Origin of the sequence: Conexibacter woesei DSM 14684 (assembly GCF_000025265.1) — a bacterium.
Taxonomy (GTDB): domain Bacteria; phylum Actinomycetota; class Thermoleophilia; order Solirubrobacterales; family Solirubrobacteraceae; genus Conexibacter; species Conexibacter woesei.
In genome coordinates this window covers 1,979,807-2,000,978 of record NC_013739.1, presented here as the reverse complement: position 1 = coordinate 2,000,978, position 21,172 = coordinate 1,979,807, and the positions used below count along the sequence as shown (strand labels likewise).

The following is a 21,172-nucleotide window of genomic DNA, read 5'->3' as shown; positions in this document are numbered from 1 at the left end:
CTGCCGATGACCGCAAAGCTCCGCGCCCCAGGCTGGTATCGAGCAGCGCTGTTCGTGCTGCTCGGGCTCGCCTTCGCGTACGTGCTCGTCGGCGTCGGCCGCACGGCGATGCACTTCCCCGACGCCTGGAGCGACGGCGAGGCGATAACGAACGTCGCGCTGATAGCGATGCCGCTGTTCTTCCTCGTCGGCCTCGGCTGCTTCGACTACTGGTTCTACTACGCGGCCGGCCGGCCGACGCGCGCCGAGGACCACTCTTCGCACGGCGCGACGAGCTGGAAGGACTACTTCCGCGTCAACACCGATCACAAGGTGATCGGCATCCAGTACGTCGTCACGTCGTTCTTCTTCCTCTTCCTCGGCGGCCTGATCGCGATGCTGATGCGCGCGGAGCTGGCCCAGCCGGGCATGCAGTTCGTCGACAGCTCGACCTTCAACGGCCTCTTCTCGGTCCACGCGGCGCTGCTGATCTTCCTGTTCGTGATCCCGGTCTTCGCCGGGATAGCGAACTACGTCCTGCCGCTGATGATCGGCGCGCCGGACATGGCCTTCCCGCGCCTGAACGCGCTGTCGTTCTGGATGCTGCCGCCCGCCGGCATCCTCCTGACGGCCAGCTTCTTCGCCCCCGGCGGCGCGTTCGCGAGCGGTTGGACGGCCTACGCCCCGCTCTCGACCGAGATGCCGCTCGGGCAGGCGTTCTTCACGATCGGCGTCCAGTTCGCCGGCGCCGCCTCGATCGCGACTGCGCTGAACTTCCTCGTCACGATCATCACGATGCGCGCGCCCGGGATGAGCTTCTTCCGCATGCCGCTGCTCGTGTGGGCGAACTTCGCGACCTCGCTGCTGGTCGTGATCGCGACGCCGTTCATCGCCGCCTCGCAGTTCTTCGTGCTGCTCGACCGCGCGCTCGGCTTCCAGTACTTCGACGCGTTCGTCGGCGCCGGCAAGGACGGCAGCGTGCTGATGTACCAGCACGTCTTCTGGTTCTACTCCCACCCGGCGGTCTACATCATGATGCTGCCGGGCTTCGGGATCGTCAGCGAGATCATCTCGGTCAAGTCGCGCAAGCCGATCTTCGGCTATCGCATGATGGCGTTCTCGCTGCTCGCGATCGTCGTGCTCGGCTTCACCGTCTGGGCGCACCACATGTTCGTCTCGGGCATGCAGAACTGGATCCGCATCCCGATGATGATCACGACGGCGATCATCGCGGTGCCGACCGGCATCAAGATCTTCTCGTGGCTCGCGACGATGTGGCGCGGCGTGCTCCACCTCGACACGCCGATGCTGTTCGCGCTCGGCTTCCTGACGACGTTCACGCTCGGCGGGATCAGCGGCGTGATGCTGTCGATGATCCCGTTCGACATCTACGTCTCGGACACGTACTTCATCGTCGCGCACATCCACTACGTGCTGTTCGGCGGCTCTCTCTTCACGATCTTCGCCGGCGTCTACTACTGGTTCCCGAAGATGACGGGCCGAATGTACGACGAGACGCTCGGCAAGATCCACTTCTGGGCGACGTTCGTCTTCTTCAACGTCACCTTCGGCCCGATGCACCTGCTCGGGCTCGACGGCATGCCCCGCCGCGTGGCGGACTACGCCGAGCAGTTCGCGGCGCTGAACCTGTTCGTGTCGATCGCGAGCTTCCTGCTCGGGCTGAGCATGCTCGTCTTCCTCTACAACATGGTCGTCAGCTGGCGCGGCGGCCCGCGCGCCGCCGCCAACCCGTGGCGCGCGCTGACGCTCGAGTGGCAGGTCTCCTCGCCGCCCCCGATCTTCAACTTCGACGCCGTCCCGACGGTCGTCGGCGGTCCGTACGAGTACGGAGTGCCCGGCGCCGTCCACGGCATCTTCCAATCGCCCGCAGAGGCGAAGCCGACTCCGGCCGGCTCCGTCGCGACGTCACCGTCCAGAGAGTGAGGTGAACCGCACCATGGCCAGAAGAGTCCTCGTCGTGGCGAACGAAACCCACGGCGGCCGCAGCCTCGTCGACGCGATCCGCGCCCGGCATGAGGCAGGCGACGCCGAGTTCGTCGTGATCGCGCCCCAGAACCGCCCGCACTCCGGCTACGTCATCTACGACGAAGCCGTCCGCGACGCGGCCAGAGCCCGCGTCGACGCCACCCTCCACGCGCTCAGAGAGCACGAGATCGCCGCGTACGGCGACGTGATGGATCCGGACCCCTACTCGGCGACGCTCGACGCGGTGCGCGAGTACGGGATCGACGAGATCATCATCTCGACGCACCCCGAGACGCGCTCGGGCTGGATGCGGCGTGACCTCGTCGAACGCGTCCACGACGCGACCGGCCTGCCGGTCCAGCACGTCGTCGTCGACCTCGCGGCCGACAGGGACGAGACGACCCACACGCTCGTCGTCGCCAACCACACGGCGAGAGGCGAGCCGCTGTTCGAGGAGCTGCGCAAGCGCGCCGCCGCCTCGCCTCACACCTTCACGGTGATCGTGCCCCAGGACGGCGGCGAGGGCCACCACACGGAGAAGGCACGCGCGCGCCTCGAGGCGCTGCTCGGCCGCCTCCACGAGGAAGGCATACCGGCGACCGGCGGCATCGGCGACCCCGATCCGTACACGGCCGTCGCGAACGCGCTGCAGTTCTACCGCGTCGACGACCTGATCATCTCGACGCTGCCGAAGATGCGCTCGCGCTGGATGCGCTCGGACCTGATCGGCCGCGTCCAGAAGCTCACCGCCGCGCCCGTCCAGCACGTCGAGATCGACATCGCCACCGAGCCGGCCCAAGCGGGAGCGAAGGCAGCCTGATGGAAGCAGCTTCCGCCTCCTCTTCTCTGCACCACGCCGGCGAGGCCGCGCACCATCACGGCCCGCCGGAGGCGCACAGGAGCTCCCGTGTGGACCCGCAGATGCTCGGAATGCTGCTGTTCATCATCTCCGAGATCATGGTCTTCGGGGCCTTCTTCACGGCCTACTTCTTCATCCGGGTCGTGGACGGCAACCCGTGGCCGGCGGAGGGGACGGAGCTGCCGAAGCTGATCGCCGGTGTCAACACAGCGATCCTCCTCTCCTCCTCGATCACGCTCCACTGGGCGCTCGAGGCGGTCAAGCGCGGGAACCGCGGCGCGTTCAAGGCCGGCATGGCGACGACCTTCCTGCTCGGCGCGACGTTCCTGTTCGTGCAGATCAACGAGTACGTCAACATCGGCTTCGCGCCGTATGACAGCGCGCAGGCGTCGGTCTTCTACGGGCTGACCGGCCTGCACGGTGCCCACGTCGCGCTCGGCCTGATGATCCTCCTGATGGTCACCGTCCGGGCGTTCCGCGGCCACTTCTCGGCCGAGGAGCACCGCGGCGTCGAGATCCCCGGGATCTACTGGCACTTCGTCGACGTGATGTGGGTCGTCGTCTACAGCACGGTCTACCTGTTGTAGATGCTCAATCCGCTCCGCTCCGAGCAGGAGGCGTTCCGCTTCCTGCTCTACGTCCTTGCCGTGGTGGTCGTGATCGTCGGGCTCGTGCTGATCGCACGTGCGCTGACGTGACCGACCCCGCCGCGCGCGCGACGCGCGACCATTGAACGCCATGCAGTTCGCGTTCGACCCCGTCGTCCTCGTCCTGACCGCGCTCGCGTGCTGGCTGTACGTCCGCGCGCTCGGGATCCTGCGGCGCCGCAACCTGCACGTCGGACGCGGGCAGCAAGCGTGCTGGTGGATCGGCATCGCGCTGCTGACGGTCGGCCTCAACGGGCCGCTCGACGCCTACGACGGCGAGCTGATGAGCGCCCACATGGCGCAGCACCTGCTGCTCGGGGACCTCGCGGCGCCGTTCCTGCTCGCCGGCCTGCGGGCGCCGATGCTGTTCTTCTACCTCCCCCGCCCCGCGCTCGTGCTGCTGGCGAGACGGCGGCTGCTGCGGCGGATCTTCCGCTTCCTGCGCCAGCCGCTCGTCGCGCTGCCGCTCTACGTGCTGACGATCTACGCCTGGCACGAGAGCACGCTGTTCGAGGGCGCGATCAGCAACCCGTTCCTGCACGCGCTCCAGCACGAGTTCTTCCTCGCCGCGAACCTGCTGCTGTGGTGGCCGGTGCTGGAGCCGGCCCGCCGGCGGATGCCCGGGCAGCTGTGGAAGATCGGCTACATCTTCGCCGCGCGGATGTCGACGATGTTCCTCGGCATGATCTTCGTCTTCACCAGAGGCGTCCTCTACGCCGGCGCCTACGGCACCGGCGAACGCCCCGGCGGCTTCTCACCGCGGGCCGACCAGGGCACCGCCGGCGGCATGATGATGACGCTCGACATAGTGATCATGGTCGCCGCGCTGGCGTGGTTCTTCTACCACGCCTCGCAGCAGGAAGACCGCGATCAGGCGAGAGCGAGCGCGGATGCGGTGAGAGCTCGCGAAGATGGCCCGCCGGCGGATGCATCGGCGTCTCTGGCGCGGACGCAGGGAGCGTAGTGGGCGCCAGCCCATGAGCGACCGAGGACAAAGCCAGAGGCGCCGAGGCGCCGCCGGAGCCGGTTATCTGACGGTGAGTCTGCCTTCCATGCCCGCCTCACGGTGGCCTGGAAGGGTGCAGTAGAAGGTGTAGTCGCCCGGTCTCACGTCGACCGAGACTCTCGACACGCCGCCGTTGGAGACCGTCTCGCCTCTACCGAGGTCGGGACCGCTCGTGCCCTCCTGGAGGGCGATGTCGTGCGGGATCGAGGCCTCGTTTCTCGAGTCGATCTCGAGCGGTCCGGCCGGCGCGGTCGCGGCGCTGACGACGTAGGCGAGCTGGCCGTCGGGATCGGCGTCGATCTCGAGCTTGCCGTTCTCGGCGGCGGCGGTTCTCTGCTCGACTCTTCTGACGGCCGCCGCGAGCGCGCCCTCGTCCTCGCCAGGCTTCGCTGCGACCTCGCCGACGTAGGCGGCGACGTCGATCGCGGACTGGCCCTTGACGATTCTCTCGGGCATTCTCGAGATCGGGTACAGGATCTGCTCGTGTACGACCCCTCTGACGGTGTCGCGCCCGAAGCCGTCCTGCAGCGACTGCGCGAAGGCAGTGTCGAGGTCCGGCCCAGCCGTGCCTCTCGTGCCCGCACGCGCCAGCGTGTGGCATGCGCCGCATCTCTCCACGAAAAGCTGCTTCCCGTGGACCAGGTCGGCGCGGTTTCCCTTGAGATCGTCACCACCGCAGCCAGCGATACCGACGGCGAATGCCGAGGCCGCGACCGTGGCGACGATTGCTCCTCGTCTCCGTCGGCTCATCATCTCCGCGGACGACTCTATCCGAGGGTCCGGCCGATAATCCAGTGCCTACTGCAACTTCGTCGCCAGCGGCGGTGGCAGCTGGTCGAGCCGGCCCTCCGCCGCAGCGACCACGCCGCGCGCCACGCCGTCCCACGACCAGCGCTCGCGAGCGGTCTCCACGAGCGCCTTGCGCGTCCTCGCGCGCAGCTCCGGCGGGGCGTCGAGCCAGCCGGCGACGCGGTCGGCGATCGCGTGCACGGCGCCCGGCCCGACGGGGAACGCCAGCCACGCGCGCGCAGGCTCGGGCACGGCGTCCGCCAGCGCGCGGGCGACCTCGGCCAGGCCGGAGTGGTCGGCGCAGACCGGCAGCGTCCCGCAGGCGGCTGCCTCGGCCGCGACCATCCCGAACGCCTCGGGGAAGGTGCTCGGGACGACCTGCGCCGCGCACGCCGGCAGCAGGTCGGCCAGCTCGTCGTGCTCGAGTCGCCCGCTGAGGACGATCCGCTCGCGCAGGTCGCGGGCGGCCGCGAGGTAGCGCTCGCGCGCCTCCGGGTCGGCCGCCAGCTCGCCGAGGAACGCCTGCAGGTGGACGAGCGCCGCCCCGGCCGGTCCGCCCTCCGCTGCGCGGCCCTCGGCCGCGAGCGCTCCGGCCGCGCCGAGGTCGCCGTCGGCGAGCGCGGCGAGCAGCCGCTCGACGCCGTCGCGGTAGGCGCCGAAGCCGACCACGACGAGCCGCGCGCGCGGCTGCCGCATCAGCACGAGCGGCCAGGCGGCGACCAGCAGGTCGACGCCCTTGGAGACGATCAGCTTGCCGACGAACGCGACGAGCGGATCGTCCGCTGGCGCCGCCGCGAGCGTCCCCAGCGCAGCGGCCGCCGCGGCGTCGTCGAGCGCGAAGGCGGACGCTGGCGCAGGGACAGCAGCGTCGGCACCGGCCGCGCCGCTCGCGCCACCGGCGCCGCCCGCCCCGGCCGCGCCGCCCGCCCCCGCCCCGCTCGCGCCACCGGCGCCACCGGCGCCGCCGGCCCCGGCCGCGCCGCCCGCCTCCCTCGCGCGCCGCTCCAGCCGCTCCGCCAGCTCGACGAGGCCGGCGTGGGCGGCTCTGGGGTCGCGCGGGACGAAGCGGCCGACGTCGACGCCGGGCGGGCCGAGACGGGTGCGCGCGGGCAGGTCGGGCTCCGCGAGCGTCTCCCACAGCCGCTCGGCGGTGTGGCGCGAGCCGACGAGCACGCCGCGCGCGCCGGCGAGCCCCTCGCGCGCCGCCGGCAGGAAGCGCTCGGGCTGCGGAGCGACCGTGTACTCGAGGGCGCTGCCGTGGATCTTGACCGCGTAGGGGACGTCGCCGAGCGCCCGTGCGAGCACGAGCGGTCCCATCACGAGGTGGTTGGCGAGCGCGACGTCCGGCTGCGCGCGCGCCGCCACCTCCCGCACCGCGCGCACGTTCGCCTCGACGTACGCCGACACTTCGGCGTCGGTCAGCTCCGCGTACGTGCGCGCCTCGATCCCGTCGTAGCGGTCGGCGACGTAGACCGGCAGCAGACCCGCCAGCGCGGGCCGGTAGACCGTGCAGCGGACCGGCTCGCGCAGCACCCGCACCGCGAGCGAGCCGCCGTCCCAGTCCGCGGCGGCGTCGACGAAGGGGAACTGCTCCGGCTCGCGCTCCTGGCACAGCAGGCGCACCTCGTGGCCGAGGTGCACGAGCGCCGCCGCGAGGTTCGCGTTGTAGACGTTCGAGCCCGTCCCTCCGAGCAGGTAGCCGTGGAAGACGAGCACGCGCATCAGCGCTACCCTAGCCGCCGCCCCGCCCCGGCCAGCGGCGACGGGGTCGAATCGCCGTGTGCGTTGGTAGCATGCCGGCCCGTGAGCCTGAATCAGCGTTATCGCATGCGTACTCCGTCGACCGGCCGCGAGATCGTGCTCGAGGCCGAGCCCGGCCGCGTCTACCTCGACCGTGAGACCGGCGAGGAGCTCGAGGTCGTCGCTCAGCTCCTGCCGCTTGCGCCGACGCCGTCGGACCTGCCGTGGACGGTCGAGAACCTCCGCATCTGCAACTGGTGCGATCAGTTCGCTCAGAGGGATCTGAACGACTGCCCCAACTGCGGTCGCCGGATGGCCCCGCTCGGCCGCTGACGCCGCGCGCTCGCCCGTGCCTCGTCGCACGAACCTGTTCCGCCTGACCTTCGCACTCGCGCTCGGCGCCCTGCTCGTCTTCGGCCTCTCCGCCTGCGGCGGCGGAGGCTCCAGCAGCGCTGAGACGCTCGAGACGCCCCCGCTGACGATACCCACGGGCACGTTGCCGGCGTCCGCCTCCACGACGCCGTCGACCACGTCGACGACCTCGACGACGTCGACAACCTCCACGACGCCCGACACCAGCAGCTCGACCGGCGGCGCCGTCGACGACGGCTCGTCGGACTCGACCGGCGGCGGCACCGTCGACAGCGGCGGTGACACCTCGGGCGACACCGGTGGCGGCACCGACGGCACGACCGGCGGCGACACCGGCACCGGCGGCGACACGGGCGGCGGCGATACCGGCGGTGGCGACACCGGCGGCGGCGCCTCCCCCCGGCGGCGGCGGCACGACGGACGGCGGCACCGGCGGTGGCGACACCGGCGGCGGCGCCTCGCCCGGCGGCGCCTCGCCGGACACCGACGCCTTCTGCGAGCAGAACCCCGGCGCCTGCTAGCCGGCGCGAGCTGACCGGGCGCGCTCGCGTTCGCGCCGTGCCGGCTCGCCGCGCCGCTCGCGCTCGGTCCCACGCGGACGCGCGGTCGTGTGGTCGCGCAGACGGACCGGCCACGGCGCGGCGTCGGGCAGCGGCAGGCAGTCGCCGCGGTCGCCGGGATCCGGCGGGGACGGCCGATCCGGCGGGGGATCTCTGCCAGGGTCGTCCCAGTCGCCCCACTCGTCAGGCTCGTCCTGGTGGCGGAAGAACCACACCAGCCAGACGATCATGCCGCCGAGATCTATCACCCGCATCCCGACGAGGAAGATCCAGCCCGCTGTGCTCACGCGCCGATGTTAGCTCCGGCGCGCGCGTGTGACGAGGTGCGCGGTCGGCAGGCCGACCGCGCGCCGCACGGGGAGCCGGGTCGCCCGAGGCGCCGGCTCCCGCCGCGGTCATCTTCTCGTCGTCGTGTCTCTTCTGCTCGGGTCTCTCGTCTCTCTCGGCGGCTTCGGCGTCGAGATCATCGTCGCCGTGTAGGTCAGCTTGGCCGTCTGGTAGAGGCACTTGTACGCCGACTCGCTGCCGATCGTCTGCTGCGCGGTCTGCGTCACCAGGTCGCGGCAGCCGCTCGCGCGGCTCGCGCGCCAGCCGTTGGTCTTGTCGAGGTTGACCGCGAGGATCGGCGCCCACGTCGGGACCGTCAGCGCGACGACGTCGCCCTTCTCGATCGGCAGGCTCGTCTCGAACGGGAACTGCACGGTCGTCCCGAGGAACGGGGTGATGCGGAAGACCTCGCTCTGCGCGGTCGCCGTGTAGAGCCGTCTCGGTCTCTGTCTCGACGACTGGCTCAGGACGGTCAGCTGCACGCGCGGCGTGCCGCCGTACGTTCTGTTGAAGAAGCTGATCTGTCTGTCGGTCAGCGACCCGAGCTGGAGCGTGAGGGCGACGACGCGGCCGTCGGCCTTCGCGGTCGTCGGGTAGGTCGTGCCGTTCGTGTTGACCTGGAGCGCCGTGGTGCGGGTGACGACGAAGCAGTCGTCGGGGCAGCTCGTGGTCACAGGAACGGTGCTCTCGCCCAGCTCGTAGAGTCTGGCGGAGGCAGTGGGAGCGGCGACGCCGAGCGCACACGCGGACGCGGCGAGGCCGATGAGTATGCGCTTCATGTGCTCATTCAACACGAAGCGGCGGCGCGAGTAGCGCTCACGCCGTCCTGGAACGGTGCGCGGCGGCCACAGCGCGTGGCCGCCGACCCCGAGGATTCAGATCTTGGTGACGTTGACCGCCTTCGGTCCCTTGTCTCCCTGTTCCTCCTCGTAGGACACCTTCGAGCCCTCCGGGAGTGAGCGGTATCCGTCTCCTGAGATACCGGAATAGTGGACGAAGAGGTCGCGACCGCCGTCATCCGGCGTGATGAAGCCGAAGCCCTTGTCGTCGCTGAACCACTTGACCGTACCCGTTGCCATTGCGTCCCCCGAGGAGCAGCATGCCGGACATGCCGGCAGGTTTACATCGGGCCCATCGCCCGATCTGTCACGGGAAAGTCAACAGCACCAAAGGGGTGAACTGCAAGTGGCATTCGTCGCGACCTCGCTCCGGCGACGGTCGACGCGCCAGCAATTCAGCCGATCAGCTGCGCTGCGGCGGTGGCGATCTCGTCCGGGTCGCCCTGTGCCGGGACCCACGGCAATCTCAGCGGATCGTCCGAATACCGGGGGATCACGTGCAGATGGAAGTGGAAGACCGTCTGCCACGCGGCGGCGCCGCACGAGTTGATCAGGTTGACCCCGTCGGCGCCGAGACGCTCCTTCGCACGTTGCGCGACGAGCTGCCCGGCGTGGGCGACAGCTTGCAGATCCGCCTGCTCGATCTCCAGCAGATCGCGCGAATGGCTGCGCGGGATCACGAGCGTGTGGCCGTAGGTCGCGGGAGCTATGTCCATGAACGCGATCGTGCGCTCGTCCTCGCGGACGATCCGCGCGGGCAGCTCCCCGGCGACGATCTTGCAGAAGATGCAGTCGGAGTTGGTGGGCACGCGCCGAGCATATCGGTAGCCTCAGCTGCTCCGTGCCCGACCGCCGTCACCTCCGCGACGCGATCGCCCACCTCGCGGCGATCGACCGTCCCTCCGCCTCGCCCGGCGAGCGCGAGGCGGCGCAGTGGATCGCGGCGCGGCTCGGCGAGTTCGGCTGCAGCGCGCGGGTCGAGGAGGAGCGCGCGCACGGCGGCTACTGGTTCCCGCTCGGCGTCCCGGCCGCGCTCGCCGGCGCCGCCGGGCTCGCCGCCCAGCGCGGCGGGCGCAACGCCCGGCTGCTGGCGGGCGGCGCCGGCGCGTTCGCCGCGGCCGCGATCTACGACGACGTCAGCGGCGGGTCGCTGTGGTTCCGGCGCCGCTTCCTGCCGAGCCGGCCGACCTGGAACGTCGTCGCCGAGACCGGCGACGTCGATGCCGAGCGCACGATCGTCTTCGTCGCCCACCACGACGCCGCGCACTGGGGGATCCTCTTCCACCCCGGCGTTCTGCCGCTGCTGGCCAGATACGCCCCCGGGCTGCTGGAGCGCAGCGACACGTCGCCGCCGCTGATGGCGCCGGTGTTCGCCGGCCCCGCGCTCGTCGCGCTCGGCGCGCTGACCGGCAGCAGACGGCTGCTGACCGCGGGCACGGCGCTCGCGCTCGGCTCGGCGGCGACGTTCGCCGAGATCGGCTCGCGCGGCGCGGTTCCCGGCGCGAACGACAACCTGACCGGCGTCGCGACGCTGCTCGGCGTCGCGACCGAGCTGGCGGAGCGGCCCGTCGAGGGGCTGCGCGTCCTGCTCGTCTCGACCGGCTCGGAGGAGAGCTTCATGGAGGGCATGCACGCGTTCGCGCGGCGCCACTTCCCGAGACTGCCGCCCGAGTCGACCCACGTCGTCTGCGTCGACACCGTCGGCTCGCCGGAGCTGGCGCTGCTGGAGGGCGAGGGAATGCTGCGGATGCGCGAGTACCCGGACGACTTCAAGCGGCTGATCGACGTCTGCGCGCGCGACGCCGGCGTCCACCTGCGCCGCGGACTGCGCTTCCGCAACGCGACCGACGGGCTGATCGCACTGAAGGCCGGCTACCCGACCGCGATGATCGGCTCCGTCACGCCGCACAAGGTGCCGGCGAACTACCACTGGCCGACGGACACCGCCGACAACGTCGACCACGGCAGCGTCGACGACGCCGTCACGCTCTGCACCGCGATCGCGCGGCGGGTCGCGGCGACCGCTGGCCCGCCGGCCGAGCGCAGCGCGACGTCGGCCTAGCAGCGCCGCGCGAGCCACTCGGCGCCACGCGGGGCTCTCGCCGTCGCCGCCGCTCGCCGTCGCCGCCGCTCGCCGTCGTCGCCGCTCGCCGTCGCCGGCTACTCGCCGTCGCCGGCCGCGGCGAGCGCCGCGCGCGCGTGCTCGACGGCCTGCTCGCGCGTCGACACCTCGCCGGCGTACTGCGCCGCCTCCAGCTCCGCCAGCAGCGTGCCGAGCCGCGGCCCGCGCGGGATCTCCAGCGCGTCGGCCAGCTCGTCGCCGCGGATCAGCGGGAGCGGCCGCTCGCCCGACTCCCACGCCAGCGCCGGGCCGATCAGCTCGCGCGCGAGGTCGAGGTGCTTGGCGATCGCCTCGTCGGACTTGCGGCCACGGGTCGCGAGCCGGTCGGCGACCGACAGCAGCGTGACGTCGACCTCGACCGGGGTCGTGCGGCGCAGGTAGCGGTGCTCGTCGCGGCGCGTCAGCGGCCGCTCGTGCACGAGGAAGCCGAGCCGCAGGTGGTGCCGTGCCAGCGCGGCGACATGGGCGCGCAGCTTCTCGCTCGTTCTCAGCCGCGTGAGGATCTCGCGCGTCAGCTCCGCGCCCTGCGCGTCGTGGTCGAAGAACGTCACGCGGCCGCTCTCCATCACGCCACGCGTCTGCGGCTTGGCGATGTCGTGCAGCAGCGCGCCGAAGCGCAGCGCGGTGCCGCGCGACAGCTCGTCGGAGAACGGCTGCGCCAGCAGCTCGCGCAGCCGCTCGCCGCGCTCGGGGCCGAAGACGGCGGCGGGATCGCCCTCCAGCGCGACCGTCTCGGCGAGGACCGCGAGCGTGTGGTCGTGGACGTCGAGGTGGTGGTAGGCGCTCTGCTCGACACCGCGCAGCGCGTCCAGCTCCGGCAGCACCGCCGCGGTCGCGCCGAGCTGGCCCATCAGCTCCAGCCCGTGCAGCGGGTCCGGCGCGCCGACGACACGGCGCAGCTCGGCGAAGACGCGCTCCTGCGCGACCTCGCGCAGCCGCGGCGCGTCGAGCCGCGCGGCCGCGAGCGTGCCGACCTCGACCTCGAGCCCCAGCTCGGAGGCGAACCGCGGCAGCCGCATCACGCGCACCGGGTCGGCCGAGAACGCCCCCGGCGAGACCATCCGCAGCCGCCGCGCCGCGAGATCCGCGGCGCCGCCGGTCGGATCGATCGGGTCGCCGCCGGCGAGCGGCTCGGCGATCGCGTTGACCGTGAAGTCGCGCTGCGCGAGGTCCTGCTCGATCGTCGCGCCCGTCAACGGCGCCAGATCGGCCTGCCAAGCGCCCTCGCGCGCGACGACGCGCCACGCGCCGAACGCCTCCGAGAGCGGGAAGACCGCCGCGCGCGCGGCACGGCCGAGCCCGCGCGCCGCCGCCTCGACGTCGCCGTCGACCGCCAGGTCGAGGTCCTTCGTCACACGATCGAGCAGACGGTCGCGCACTGCGCCGCCGACGAGCCACGTGCGCGTCCCCGCGAGCGCCTCGCGCGCGACCGCGAGCGGATCGGGCGCGCCGGCTGAGGTGTCGGCGGGCGCGCTCACGCCGGCGCCCCGTCGCGGTGGTACGCGCGGACGACACGCGCGCTCAGCGCCGTGACGACCTCGTAGTTGATCGTCCCGAGCCGCCGCGCGACCTCCTCCGCCGTCAGCCGCTCCTCCCCCGCCGCCCCGATCAGGATCGCCGGATCGCCGAGCGCGACGCCGGGCTCCGGGCCGACGTCGACGGTCACGTTGTCCATCGAGACGCGCCCGACGAGCGGGCGGCGCCGGCCGCCGAGCAGCGCGACGCCGTCGCGCTCCCAGCCGCGGCGGACGCCGTCGCCGTACCCGATCGGCAGCGTCGCGATCCACGTCGGCGCCTGCGCGCGGAAGCGGGCGCCGTAGCCGACCGTCTCCCCCGCCGCGAGCGGCTTCAGCGCCGCGACCCAGGAGCGCAGCTCCAGCGCCGGCTCCAGCCCATGCGCGGTCGCGTCGTCCTCCCACGGCGAGAGCCCGTAGACGGCGATGCCGCAGCGGACGAGGTCGAGCCGCGACTCCGGCAGCGCGAGCGCAGCGGCGCTGTTGGCGGCGTGCAGCAGGACGCCGGGGTGGGCGGCCCGCAGCCGCTCGCCGAAGGCGGTGAACGCGGCGAGCTGGCCGCGCGTCAGCGCGACGTCCTCGTCGGCGCAGGGGAAGTGCGTCATCGCGCCCGCCAGCTCCAGCCCGGGCGCCGCGGCGACGCGGTCGGCGACCCGCAGCAGCTCGTCCGCGTCGCGCGTGCCGAGCCGGCCCATGCCGACGTCGAGCTTGAGATGGACGCGGATCGGCGGCGCCGCGGTCGCCGCGGCACGCGCGCCGGCAGCCGTCGCCAGCTGCTCGACGAACCGCTCGTTCCAGGCGACGACATCCGCGTCCGCGTCGAGCGCCTCGTCCAACTCCTCCGGCGCGAGCGCGCCGAGCACGATCAGCCGCGCGTCGAGCCTCGCGGCGCGCAGCTCGGCCGCCTCACCGCCGGTCGCGACCGCGAGCCACGTCGCCCCGCCCGCCACCGCGGCGCGCGCCGACTGGACCGCGCCGTGGCCGTAGCCGTTCGCCTTCACCGCCGCGCACAGCGCGACGTCCGCGCCGATCTCGCGGCGTATCAGCGCGCAGTTGCGCTCGATCGCCGCAAGGTTGACCCGAGCGAGTGCACGCAGCGCCATGTCGGCAGGGTCGACGACGGGCGTGCCGCCCGTCACTCCTCGCTGACGAGCGCTTCGAGCACGTCGAGGCGCGTCACGACGCCGACGAGCCGGCCGTGCTCGACGACGGGCAGCCGGTTGTGGCGCCGCTCGGCGATGATCCGCGCGGCCTCCTTGACGTCCGTGTCGGCGTCGACCGTGATCGGGTCCTCGGTCATCATGTCGCCGACGGTCGCGGCGATCGCCTTTCTGAAGCGCTCCTCGAAGCGCTTGACCGGGCCGAGGAAGATCTGCGCGCCGAACAGGTCGATGTGCAGCGGGAGGCGGAGATCTTCCTCCTCGTCGACCATCACGAGGTCGGCCTCGGTGACGATGCCGACCGGGCGCCCGCCGCCGTTGACGACCGGGACGCCGGGCAGCTCGTGCGTCCGCAGCACCTTCAGCAGCGTCTCGACCGAGTCCTCTGGGGACACTGTGATCGGGTCCCGCTCCATGATGTCTGCGACGGTGGGCATTGGCGGGAGATTATCCGACTGCCGTGCACGACCCGCTGGCGCCCGGGCGTGCGCCGGGCGGCCGCCGCGTCAGCGGCGTCGCGCGGCCGGCAGCGCGTCGATCACGTCACCGGCGATCGCGCCCTCGACGCCGATCCGCTCGCCGACGATCCGGCCCGCGCGGCGGTGCAGCTCGACGCCGGCGCAGGCGGCGGCGAACGGCTCGACCCGGCGCGCCAGCAGCGCCGCGATCGTCCCGCCGAGCACGTCCCCGGTCCCCGCCGTCGCGAGCGCCGGCGCGTCGCCGGGGCTGACCGCGACCGCTCCGGCCGGTGTCACCACGAGCGTGTCGTCGCCCTTCAGGACGACGATCGCGCCCGCGCGGTGGGCGGCCTCGCGCGCAAGCGCCAGCCGCCGCCCGCGCACCTCCTCGTTCCCCACGCCCAGCAGCCGCGCCAGCTCGCCGCCGTGCGGCGTCAGGACCGTGGGCGCGCGGCGGCTGGCGAGATCCTCCAGCCGCCCGGCGTGCGCGTTGAGACCGTCCGCGTCGAGCACCAGCGGCACGTTCGCGGCCGCCGCGAGGTCGCGCGCGAACTGCGCCGACCCCTCCGCCCGCCCGAGGCCGGGTCCGAGCACGAGCGCGTCGGCTCGCTCCAGTCGCTCCAGCGCCGGTGCGACCGCCGCGGGCATCAACGCCCCGTCCTCGTCAGGCAGCGGGACCGACATCACCTCCGCCTGCCGCACCTCGAAGACGAGGTTCAGCGACGCCGGCACGAGCACCGTCACGTAGCCGGCGCCGGCCCGCGCCGCCGCCGCCGAGGCGAGCGAGGGCGCACCGGTGAGGCCGGTCGAGCCGCCGCAGACGAGCACGCTGCCGCCGTCGAACTTCGTCGAGGCCGCGCCGCGCGAGGGCAGCTCGGCGAGGACGGCGGCGGTGATCGCGCCGGCACCCGCGACTGTCGCCGGCGGGCGTCCGCCGTCGTCGCCGGGGATCCCGATGTCGACGACGACGACCTCGCCCGCGTGCTGCTTGCCGGGCGCGATCCAGAGGCCTGGCTTGGCGGCGTGGAAGGTCGCGGTCGCCCGTGCGCGCACCGCGACGCCCGCGACCTCGCCGGTGGAGGCGTCGACGCCGCTGGGGACGTCGCAGGCGACGACCGTCACACCGTGGTCTGCGGCGGCGGCGATCGTGTCGACCGCGTCGCCGACAAGGCCGCGCGGTGCGCCGCTCGCGCCGGTGCCGAGGACGGCGTCGACGATGCCGGCGACCTCGAACAGCGCGCCCGGGTTGAAGATCCGCGGCGGGGCGCCGCACAGCCGCTCCAGGTTCGTGCGCGCGTCGCCCTCCAGCTCACCCGGGTCGGGCAGCAGGTGGACGTCGACCTCGCGGCCGGCCTCGCGCAGCAGGCGCGCGACGACGAGGCCGTCGCCGCCGTTGTTGCCCTTACCGCAGACGACGGCGATCGTCCCGTCCGGGACGCAGCGCTGGACCAGCTCGAACAGCCCGCGCCCGGCGCGCTCCATCAGCTCGATCCCGGGGATCCCGCGCTGCTCGATCGCCCAGCCGTCGAGCGCGCGCTGGGCGGCGGCGTCCGGCAGCGGATCGAGCCAGGCCGGAAGCACTGCGCTCACGTCGCGATCGCGACGGCCGCCGCGTCGCGGCGGGTGTGGGTCAGCGAGATCGCGACCTGCGTGACGCCGAGCTCCGCCGCCTGCCGCGCGACGTCGCCGTGCAGCTCGATCCGCGGCGCGCCGTCGCCGCGTACGACCTCGACGTCGGTGAAGCTCCACGCCTCCAGCCCGAGCGCCTTCGCGACGGCCTCCTTGGCGCAGAAGCGCGCCGCGAGGTGCTGCGCCGGACGCGCCCGCTCGGCGGCGTAGGCGCGCTCCGCCGCGGTGAAGAGCCGTTCGGCGAGACGCGGCCGCCGCGCCAGCGCCTGCTCGAGGCGCTCGATCTCCAGCTGGTCGATCCCGACGCCCTTCATGCGGGCGAGGCTACTCGACGGTCACGGTCTTGGCGAGGTTGCGCGGCTGGTCGACGTTGAGGCCGCGCAGCCGGGCGACGTGGTACGAGAGCAGCTGGAGCGGGACGACGGCGAGCAGCGGCGCCAGCATCCAGTCGGTCTCGGCGACCGTCAGGACCTCCTCGGCGTGCTCGCGGATCTCCTCGTTGCCGGCGCTCGCGACGGCGATCACGTGCGCGCCGCGGACGCGCACCTCCTGGATGTTCGAGACGACCTTGTCCAGCACGGGCGAGTCGGTCGCGACGCAGACGACGGGGGTGTCGTCGTCGAGCAGCGCGATCGGGCCGTGCTTCATCTCGCCGGCGGCGTACGCGTCCGTCGCGATGTAGCTGATCTCCTTCAGCTTCAGCGCGCCTTCGAGCGCGACCGGGAGGCCGATGTGGCGGCCGAGGTAGAGGAAGAACTCCGCCTTGTAGTGGCGCTCGGCGATCGCGCGGATCTCCTCGTCGCCGGCGTCGAGCATCTCCGTGATGTGGTGCGGGAGCCGCTTCAGCTCTCCGACCAGCTCGGCCAGCCGCTCGGGCGCGAGCGTGCCACGCAGCTCGGCGAGCCGCAGCGCGAGCAGGTACATCACGGCGACCTGGCCGACGAACGTCTTCGTCGCGGCGACGCCGATCTCCAGCCCCGCGCGCGTGAAGAGCACGCCGTCGGCGTCGCGCGTCGCCTGCGAGCCCATCACGTTCGTGATCGCCAGCACCGTCGCGCCGCGCTCGCGCGCCAGCCGCATCGCGGCGAGCGTGTCGGCCGTCTCGCCCGACTGCGAGATCCCGATCACGAGATCGCCGGGACCGACGACGGGGTTGCGGTAGCGGTACTCGGAGGCGACGTCCATCTCGACCGGCACGCGCGCCCAGCCCTCGATCGCGTAGCGGCCGATCAGACCGGCGTGGTAGGAGGTCCCGCAGGCGACGACGATGATCCGCCGCACGTCGCGCAGGAACGCGTCGTCGATCGTGCCGAGGTCGCCGAGGTCGACCCCGTCGCCGCGCGCGGTGCGATCGGCGATCGTCTCCGCGACGGCGTCCGCCTGCTCGTGGATCTCCTTCAGCATGAACGTCTCGTAGCCGCCCTTCTCGGCGGTCTCGGCGTCCCAGTCGATCTCCACGACCTCGCGCTCGATCGGCGTGCCGTCCGGCGACATGAAGTCGACGCCGCCGGGGCGCAGCACGACCAGCTCGCCGTCCTCGATGAACTGGACGCGGCGGGTGTGCTCCAGGAACGCGGGCACGGCGGACGCGAGGAACTGCTCCCCGTCGCCACGGCCGACGACGAGCGGGCACTCGCGCCGCGCACCGACCAGCACGCCCGGCTCGTCCGCGGCCATCGCGACGAACGCGAAGTGACCGACCAGCTCGCCGTACGCCGCCTGCACCGCCGCGGGCAGATCGCCGTCGTAGCGCCGCGAGATCACATGCGCGATCACCTCGGCGTCGGTCTCGGAGGTGAACACGACGCCCTCGTCCGCCAGCTCGCGCTTGAGCGCCATGTAGTTCTCGACGATCCCGTTCACGACGATGTGGATCCGCCCGTCCACGTCCTCGTGCGGGTGCGCGTTCTCCTCGCTGACGCGTCCGTGCGTCGCCCAGCGCGTGTGGCCGATACCGGTCGTCGGCTCGGCGACGGCGACGGGCGCGCCGCCAGGCACCTCCGCCGCGTGCGGCAGCGCCGCAACCGCGTCGCGCAGCGCCTGCAGGTTGCCGACGGCGCGGACGGAATCGACCTGCTCACCGCTGAGGATCGAGATCCCCGCGCTGTCGTAGCCGCGGTATTCGAGCTTTTCGAGACCTGCCAGGAGCAGGCCTTGGACCGGTCGGGCGCCGACGTAACCGACGATGCCGCACATGGGGAACCTCCGTGTGGAACGACGAGAGCCGCGCGTGCGGCGGCTGCGGGGGCGCTGACGGGGCGCCCCCGGATTCTAGCGGGCGGTCTGGCGGCGCCCTCAGCCCGCGGGCTGAGACGCGGCCGCTTCGGCGCGCTCGACCAGCCGCGCGCAGACGGCGTCGGCCTCGGCCGGATCGGGCGCCTCGACCATCACGCGCAGCAGCGGCTCGGTGCCCGACGGACGCACGAGCACCCGCCCGCGACCGTCCAGCGCAGCGTGCTCGCGCTCGATCGCGGCGTGCATCTCGGCGTCGCCGGCGGCGCGTTCGAGCGCGGCGCGGTCGGGCAGGCGCACGTTCACGAGCCGCTGCGGCAGCTTCTCCATCCCCTGCCGCTCCGCGAGGCTGCCGGCGCCGAGCGCCTCGAGCGTCAGCAGCGCGCTCGCGATGCCGTCGCCGGAGGGCGCGTAGCCGAGCTCGACGATGTGGCCGGACTGCTCGCCGCCGAGCGCCCAGTCGCGCTCGCGCAGCGCCTCCAGCACGTAGCGGTCGCCGACCGACGTCGTGGCGACCTCGATGCCGGCGTCCGCCATCGCCGCGTGGAAGCCGTAGTTGGTCATCACCGTGACGGCGACGCCGTTGCCGCGCAGCGCGCCCTGCGCGCGCAGGTGCAGCGCGGCGAGCGCGATCAGCTCGTCGCCGTCGACGACCGCGCCGTCGCCGTCGACCGCCAGCACGCGGTCGCCGTCGCCGTCGAAGGCGAAGCCGGCGTCATGGTCGCCGGCGCGCATCGCGGCGATCAGCTCGTCGAGGTGGGTCGAGCCGCAACCGGCGTTGATGTTGCGGCCGTCGGGGGCGTCTGACAGCACGTCGACGTGCGCGCCGAGGCGGCGGAAGATCTCGGGCGCGGCCTTGTACGTCGCGCCGTGCGCGCAGTCGAGCACGATCCGTCTGCCGGACAGGTCGAGCGCGGAGAAGCGCGTCTGCAGCTCGCGCAGGTAGTCGTCGAGCGTGCCGTGCAGCTGGCTGACACCGCCGATGACCCGATCCCGCCCACCCGCCGCGGCCTGCCCGTCGAGCAGCGCCTCGATCTCGGACTCGACCGCGTCGGAGAGCTTGTCGCCGTCGGCGCCGAAGAACTTGACGCCGTTGTCCTCGTACGGGTTGTGCGAAGCCGACAGCACGACGCCGAGGTCGAAGCCGTAGCGGCGGATCAGCAGCGGGGCGGCCGGGGTCGGCAGCACGCCGCCGATCAGCGCCGAGCCGCCCGCGGCGGCGACGCCGGCGGCGACCGCCGCTTCGAGCATCTCACCCGACTCGCGCGTGTCGCGGATCACGAGCACGCGCGGCTGGGGCGTCGTGGCGGCTGCGCGCGCCGTTGCGGCGCGCGCGAGCGCAAGCGTCAGCTCTGCCGACAGGAACTCGCCGGCGACGCCGCGGACACCGTCCGTGCCGAACAACCGGCGGGCCATGGTGTGGAACGCTAGCGCTTCGAGAACTGCGGACGCTTGCGGGCCTTCTTGAGGCCGGCCTTCTTGCGCTCCTTCACGCGCGGATCGCGCGTGAGGAAGCCGCGCTTCTTCAGCTCGCCACGAAGGTTCGGGTCGGCCTGAAGGAGCGCGCGGGAGATGCCGTGACGCAGCGCGCCGGCCTGAGCCGAGACACCGCCGCCGTGCATCTTCGCGATCACGTCCATGCGCTCTTCGTACCCGACGGCCTCGAGCGGCTGGCGGATGTTGCGCTGAAGCGTGGCGCGCGGGAAGAAATCGTCGAGCGGCTTGCCGTTGATCGTGTAATTGCCGGTGCCCGGCTTCAGGATCACACGCGCGACCGCCGTCTTGCGCTTGCCCGTCGCGGTGTAGCGCGCGCCGGACGCGAGGCTGATCGACGCGTCCGCGATCGGCTGCGCCTCCTGCTCCTCGTCGCTGTCGCCGTCGGCCGAGGGGATCGGCTCGCCGTTCTCGTCGAGCTCGCCTTCCTCGCGACCTTCGCCCTCGATGACGATGTCCGGCACGAGATCGGCGCCGGGGATCTCCGGCTTCACGCGCGGCGTCTCGTCGACCTCTTCGAGCTCGCCCTCTTCGGCGGCGGCTGCGGCGGGCGCAGCGTCGGCCTTGGGCTGCTCGGGGGCGGCGGGCTGCTCGGCAGCCTCGTCAGCGGCGGGCTGCTCGCCCTCGGCGACGGGCTCCGGCGCCTCGCCGGCGGCCTCGACGGGCTCCTTGGGCGCGTTGCCCTCGGGGTTGCGCTGCTCGTCTTCAGGCTGCTCGACGTCGGACACTAGGCTTCGATCTCCATGGGTTGCGGCTGCTGTGCGGCATGCGGATGGTCCGGCCCGGCGTAGACCTTGAGCTTCGTGATCTGCTTGCGCGCGAGGCGGTTGCGGGGCAGCATGCCCTTCACCGCGATGCGGATGACCTCCTCGGGCCGCCGCTCGAGCATCTCCTCGAGCGTGCGGGAGCGGAGGCCGCCGGGGTATCCGGTGTGGCGGTAGTAGCGCTTGTCGGCACGCTTGTTTCCCGACACCGAGATCTTCTCGGCGTTGATCACGACGACGAAGTCGCCGGTATCGACATGCGGGGTGTACGTGGGCTTGCGCTTGCCGCGGAGGGCGTCTGCGATCTGCGTCGCGAGGCGGCCGAGCGTCTGCCCGTTCGCGTCCACGACGAGCCAGTTGCGCTCGCGGTCATTTGAGTTGGCGACGTAAGTCTTCATGGCATGAAAGTGGCCGCGCACCGTGGCGCGGCGGGTTGGTGACTATAGACGACCGGGGGCGAACGTGCCGGCAGGCCCCGAGCGGCCGGAAGCTTCCCCCCATCCGTCGGAGCCGTCTCTATACTGCCCGACGTTCCATAAGCCTGCCGAGTCCTCCTGCCCGGAGGAGCGGGGAAACCAATGCGGTGGCGTCCGACGTCGCCGCTGGGGCGAATCCGAGCACAGGTGCTCGGTAGCGCGGCCCTTTCAGCGCGAGCCCGTCAGCTAACCCCGTAGGCCGTCACGAAAGGGGCATCG

22 protein-coding genes and 1 riboswitch are annotated in these 21,172 nt (G+C 72.6%); of the genes, 7 read left to right on the top strand and 15 right to left on the bottom strand.

Translation table 11 applies throughout. From position 1 onward, the window contains the following. The first annotated feature begins 6 nt into the window (after positions 1 to 6). The 4 genes from CWOE_RS09480 to CWOE_RS09465 all read left to right on the top strand — a co-directional run bounded on the left by CWOE_RS09480 (position 7) and on the right by CWOE_RS09465 (position 4,435). Complete coding sequence (locus tag CWOE_RS09480) at positions 7 to 1,923, top strand: cytochrome c oxidase subunit I (protein ID WP_012933379.1); 1,917 nt, start codon at positions 7 to 9, stop codon at positions 1,921 to 1,923. Between the two features lie 13 nt (positions 1,924 to 1,936). Beyond that, the gene (locus tag CWOE_RS09475) at positions 1,937 to 2,785 is read left to right on the top strand and encodes a universal stress protein (RefSeq protein WP_012933378.1); all 849 of its coding nucleotides are present in this window, start codon (positions 1,937 to 1,939) and stop codon (positions 2,783 to 2,785) included. A gap of 89 nt (positions 2,786 to 2,874) precedes the next feature. Further along, positions 2,875 to 3,411, top strand: coding sequence for a cytochrome c oxidase subunit 3 (locus tag CWOE_RS09470; RefSeq protein WP_160165492.1), 537 nt, complete (start codon positions 2,875 to 2,877; stop codon positions 3,409 to 3,411). Between the two features lie 151 nt (positions 3,412 to 3,562). Continuing rightward, positions 3,563 to 4,435 carry a cytochrome c oxidase assembly protein gene (locus CWOE_RS09465; RefSeq protein ID WP_012933375.1) on the top strand — a complete coding sequence of 291 codons (873 nt, stop codon included), beginning with the start codon at positions 3,563 to 3,565 and terminating at the stop codon, positions 4,433 to 4,435. Positions 4,436 to 4,498: 63 nt separating this feature from the next. On the opposite strand, the gene CWOE_RS09460 is transcribed toward CWOE_RS09465, so the two are convergent. Together CWOE_RS09460 and CWOE_RS09455 are read right to left on the bottom strand one after the other, a co-directional pair. Next, positions 4,499 to 5,227 carry a plastocyanin/azurin family copper-binding protein gene (locus CWOE_RS09460; protein ID WP_268869658.1) on the bottom strand — a complete coding sequence of 243 codons (729 nt, stop codon included), beginning with the start codon at positions 5,225 to 5,227 and terminating at the stop codon, positions 4,499 to 4,501. A gap of 48 nt (positions 5,228 to 5,275) precedes the next feature. Continuing rightward, positions 5,276 to 6,988 carry a glycosyltransferase family 1 protein gene (locus tag CWOE_RS09455; RefSeq protein ID WP_012933373.1) on the bottom strand — a complete coding sequence of 571 codons (1,713 nt, stop codon included), beginning with the start codon at positions 6,986 to 6,988 and terminating at the stop codon, positions 5,276 to 5,278. Between the two features lie 105 nt (positions 6,989 to 7,093). On the opposite strand from CWOE_RS09455, the gene CWOE_RS09450 reads away from it, so the two are divergent. Both CWOE_RS09450 and CWOE_RS33830 read left to right on the top strand, forming a co-directional pair. Then, positions 7,094 to 7,339, top strand: a complete 246-nt coding sequence (locus CWOE_RS09450; protein ID WP_012933372.1) for a hypothetical protein — start codon at positions 7,094 to 7,096, stop codon at positions 7,337 to 7,339. A 16-nt stretch (positions 7,340 to 7,355) separates the two neighbouring features. Continuing rightward, positions 7,356 to 7,913, top strand: coding sequence for a hypothetical protein (locus tag CWOE_RS33830; RefSeq protein WP_041730318.1), 558 nt, complete (start codon positions 7,356 to 7,358; stop codon positions 7,911 to 7,913). Here CWOE_RS33830 and CWOE_RS09440 read toward each other — a convergent pair. From CWOE_RS09440 to CWOE_RS09425, 4 genes are all read right to left on the bottom strand, one after another. Beyond that, complete coding sequence (locus tag CWOE_RS09440) at positions 7,896 to 8,225, bottom strand: hypothetical protein (protein ID WP_012933371.1); 330 nt, start codon at positions 8,223 to 8,225, stop codon at positions 7,896 to 7,898. The genes CWOE_RS33830 and CWOE_RS09440 overlap by 18 nt on opposite strands. Positions 8,226 to 8,333: 108 nt before the next feature. Continuing rightward, the gene (locus tag CWOE_RS09435; protein WP_012933370.1) at positions 8,334 to 9,044 is read right to left on the bottom strand and encodes a hypothetical protein; all 711 of its coding nucleotides are present in this window, start codon (positions 9,042 to 9,044) and stop codon (positions 8,334 to 8,336) included. 96 nt (positions 9,045 to 9,140) lie between these two features. Further along, on the bottom strand, positions 9,141 to 9,344 hold the full coding sequence (locus CWOE_RS09430) for a cold-shock protein (RefSeq protein ID WP_012933369.1): 204 nt from the start codon (positions 9,342 to 9,344) through the stop codon (positions 9,141 to 9,143). A 155-nt stretch (positions 9,345 to 9,499) separates the two neighbouring features. Then, entirely contained in the window at positions 9,500 to 9,913 is a 414-nt protein-coding gene (locus CWOE_RS09425; RefSeq protein ID WP_012933368.1) for an HIT family protein, read from the bottom strand. A gap of 32 nt (positions 9,914 to 9,945) precedes the next feature. On the opposite strand from CWOE_RS09425, the gene CWOE_RS09420 reads away from it, so the two are divergent. Then, on the top strand, positions 9,946 to 11,166 hold the full coding sequence (locus CWOE_RS09420) for a M28 family metallopeptidase (RefSeq protein ID WP_012933367.1): 1,221 nt from the start codon (positions 9,946 to 9,948) through the stop codon (positions 11,164 to 11,166). 98 nt (positions 11,167 to 11,264) lie between these two features. Here the strand turns inward: CWOE_RS09420 and CWOE_RS09415 are convergent, their stop codons facing one another. The 9 genes from CWOE_RS09415 to rplM form a co-directional block, all read right to left on the bottom strand. After that, positions 11,265 to 12,704 carry an HDIG domain-containing metalloprotein gene (locus CWOE_RS09415; RefSeq protein WP_012933366.1) on the bottom strand — a complete coding sequence of 480 codons (1,440 nt, stop codon included), beginning with the start codon at positions 12,702 to 12,704 and terminating at the stop codon, positions 11,265 to 11,267. Beyond that, a complete protein-coding gene (alr, locus tag CWOE_RS09410; protein ID WP_041732031.1) occupies positions 12,701 to 13,843 on the bottom strand; it encodes an alanine racemase in 1,143 nt (380 codons plus the stop codon). The genes CWOE_RS09415 and alr overlap by 4 nt, the downstream gene beginning before the upstream one ends. 32 nt (positions 13,844 to 13,875) lie before the next feature. Beyond that, on the bottom strand, positions 13,876 to 14,337 hold the full coding sequence (locus CWOE_RS09405; RefSeq protein WP_012933364.1) for a CBS domain-containing protein: 462 nt from the start codon (positions 14,335 to 14,337) through the stop codon (positions 13,876 to 13,878). A 69-nt stretch (positions 14,338 to 14,406) separates the two neighbouring features. Beyond that, positions 14,407 to 15,948 carry a bifunctional ADP-dependent NAD(P)H-hydrate dehydratase/NAD(P)H-hydrate epimerase gene (locus tag CWOE_RS09400; RefSeq protein WP_012933363.1) on the bottom strand — a complete coding sequence of 514 codons (1,542 nt, stop codon included), beginning with the start codon at positions 15,946 to 15,948 and terminating at the stop codon, positions 14,407 to 14,409. Continuing rightward, positions 15,945 to 16,301 carry a holo-ACP synthase gene (gene acpS / locus CWOE_RS09395; RefSeq protein ID WP_012933362.1) on the bottom strand — a complete coding sequence of 119 codons (357 nt, stop codon included), beginning with the start codon at positions 16,299 to 16,301 and terminating at the stop codon, positions 15,945 to 15,947. The genes CWOE_RS09400 and acpS overlap by 4 nt, the downstream gene beginning before the upstream one ends. Positions 16,302 to 16,311: 10 nt before the next feature. After that, complete coding sequence (glmS, locus tag CWOE_RS09390; RefSeq protein ID WP_012933361.1) at positions 16,312 to 18,183, bottom strand: glutamine--fructose-6-phosphate transaminase (isomerizing); 1,872 nt, start codon at positions 18,181 to 18,183, stop codon at positions 16,312 to 16,314. Between the two features lie 99 nt (positions 18,184 to 18,282). Further along, positions 18,283 to 19,635, bottom strand: a complete 1,353-nt coding sequence (gene glmM / locus CWOE_RS09385; RefSeq protein WP_012933360.1) for a phosphoglucosamine mutase — start codon at positions 19,633 to 19,635, stop codon at positions 18,283 to 18,285. An 11-nt stretch (positions 19,636 to 19,646) separates the two neighbouring features. After that, complete coding sequence (gene rpsI, locus CWOE_RS33825; RefSeq protein ID WP_407641502.1) at positions 19,647 to 20,168, bottom strand: 30S ribosomal protein S9; 522 nt, start codon at positions 20,166 to 20,168, stop codon at positions 19,647 to 19,649. 272 nt (positions 20,169 to 20,440) lie between these two features. Further along, positions 20,441 to 20,875: a 50S ribosomal protein L13 gene (rplM, locus tag CWOE_RS09375; protein WP_012933358.1), complete on the bottom strand. Its 435-nt coding sequence runs from the start codon at positions 20,873 to 20,875 to the stop codon at positions 20,441 to 20,443. A 134-nt stretch (positions 20,876 to 21,009) separates the two neighbouring features. Then, positions 21,010 to 21,169: riboswitch (cyclic di-AMP (ydaO/yuaA leader) on the top strand. Positions 21,170 to 21,172 lie beyond the last annotated feature (3 nt).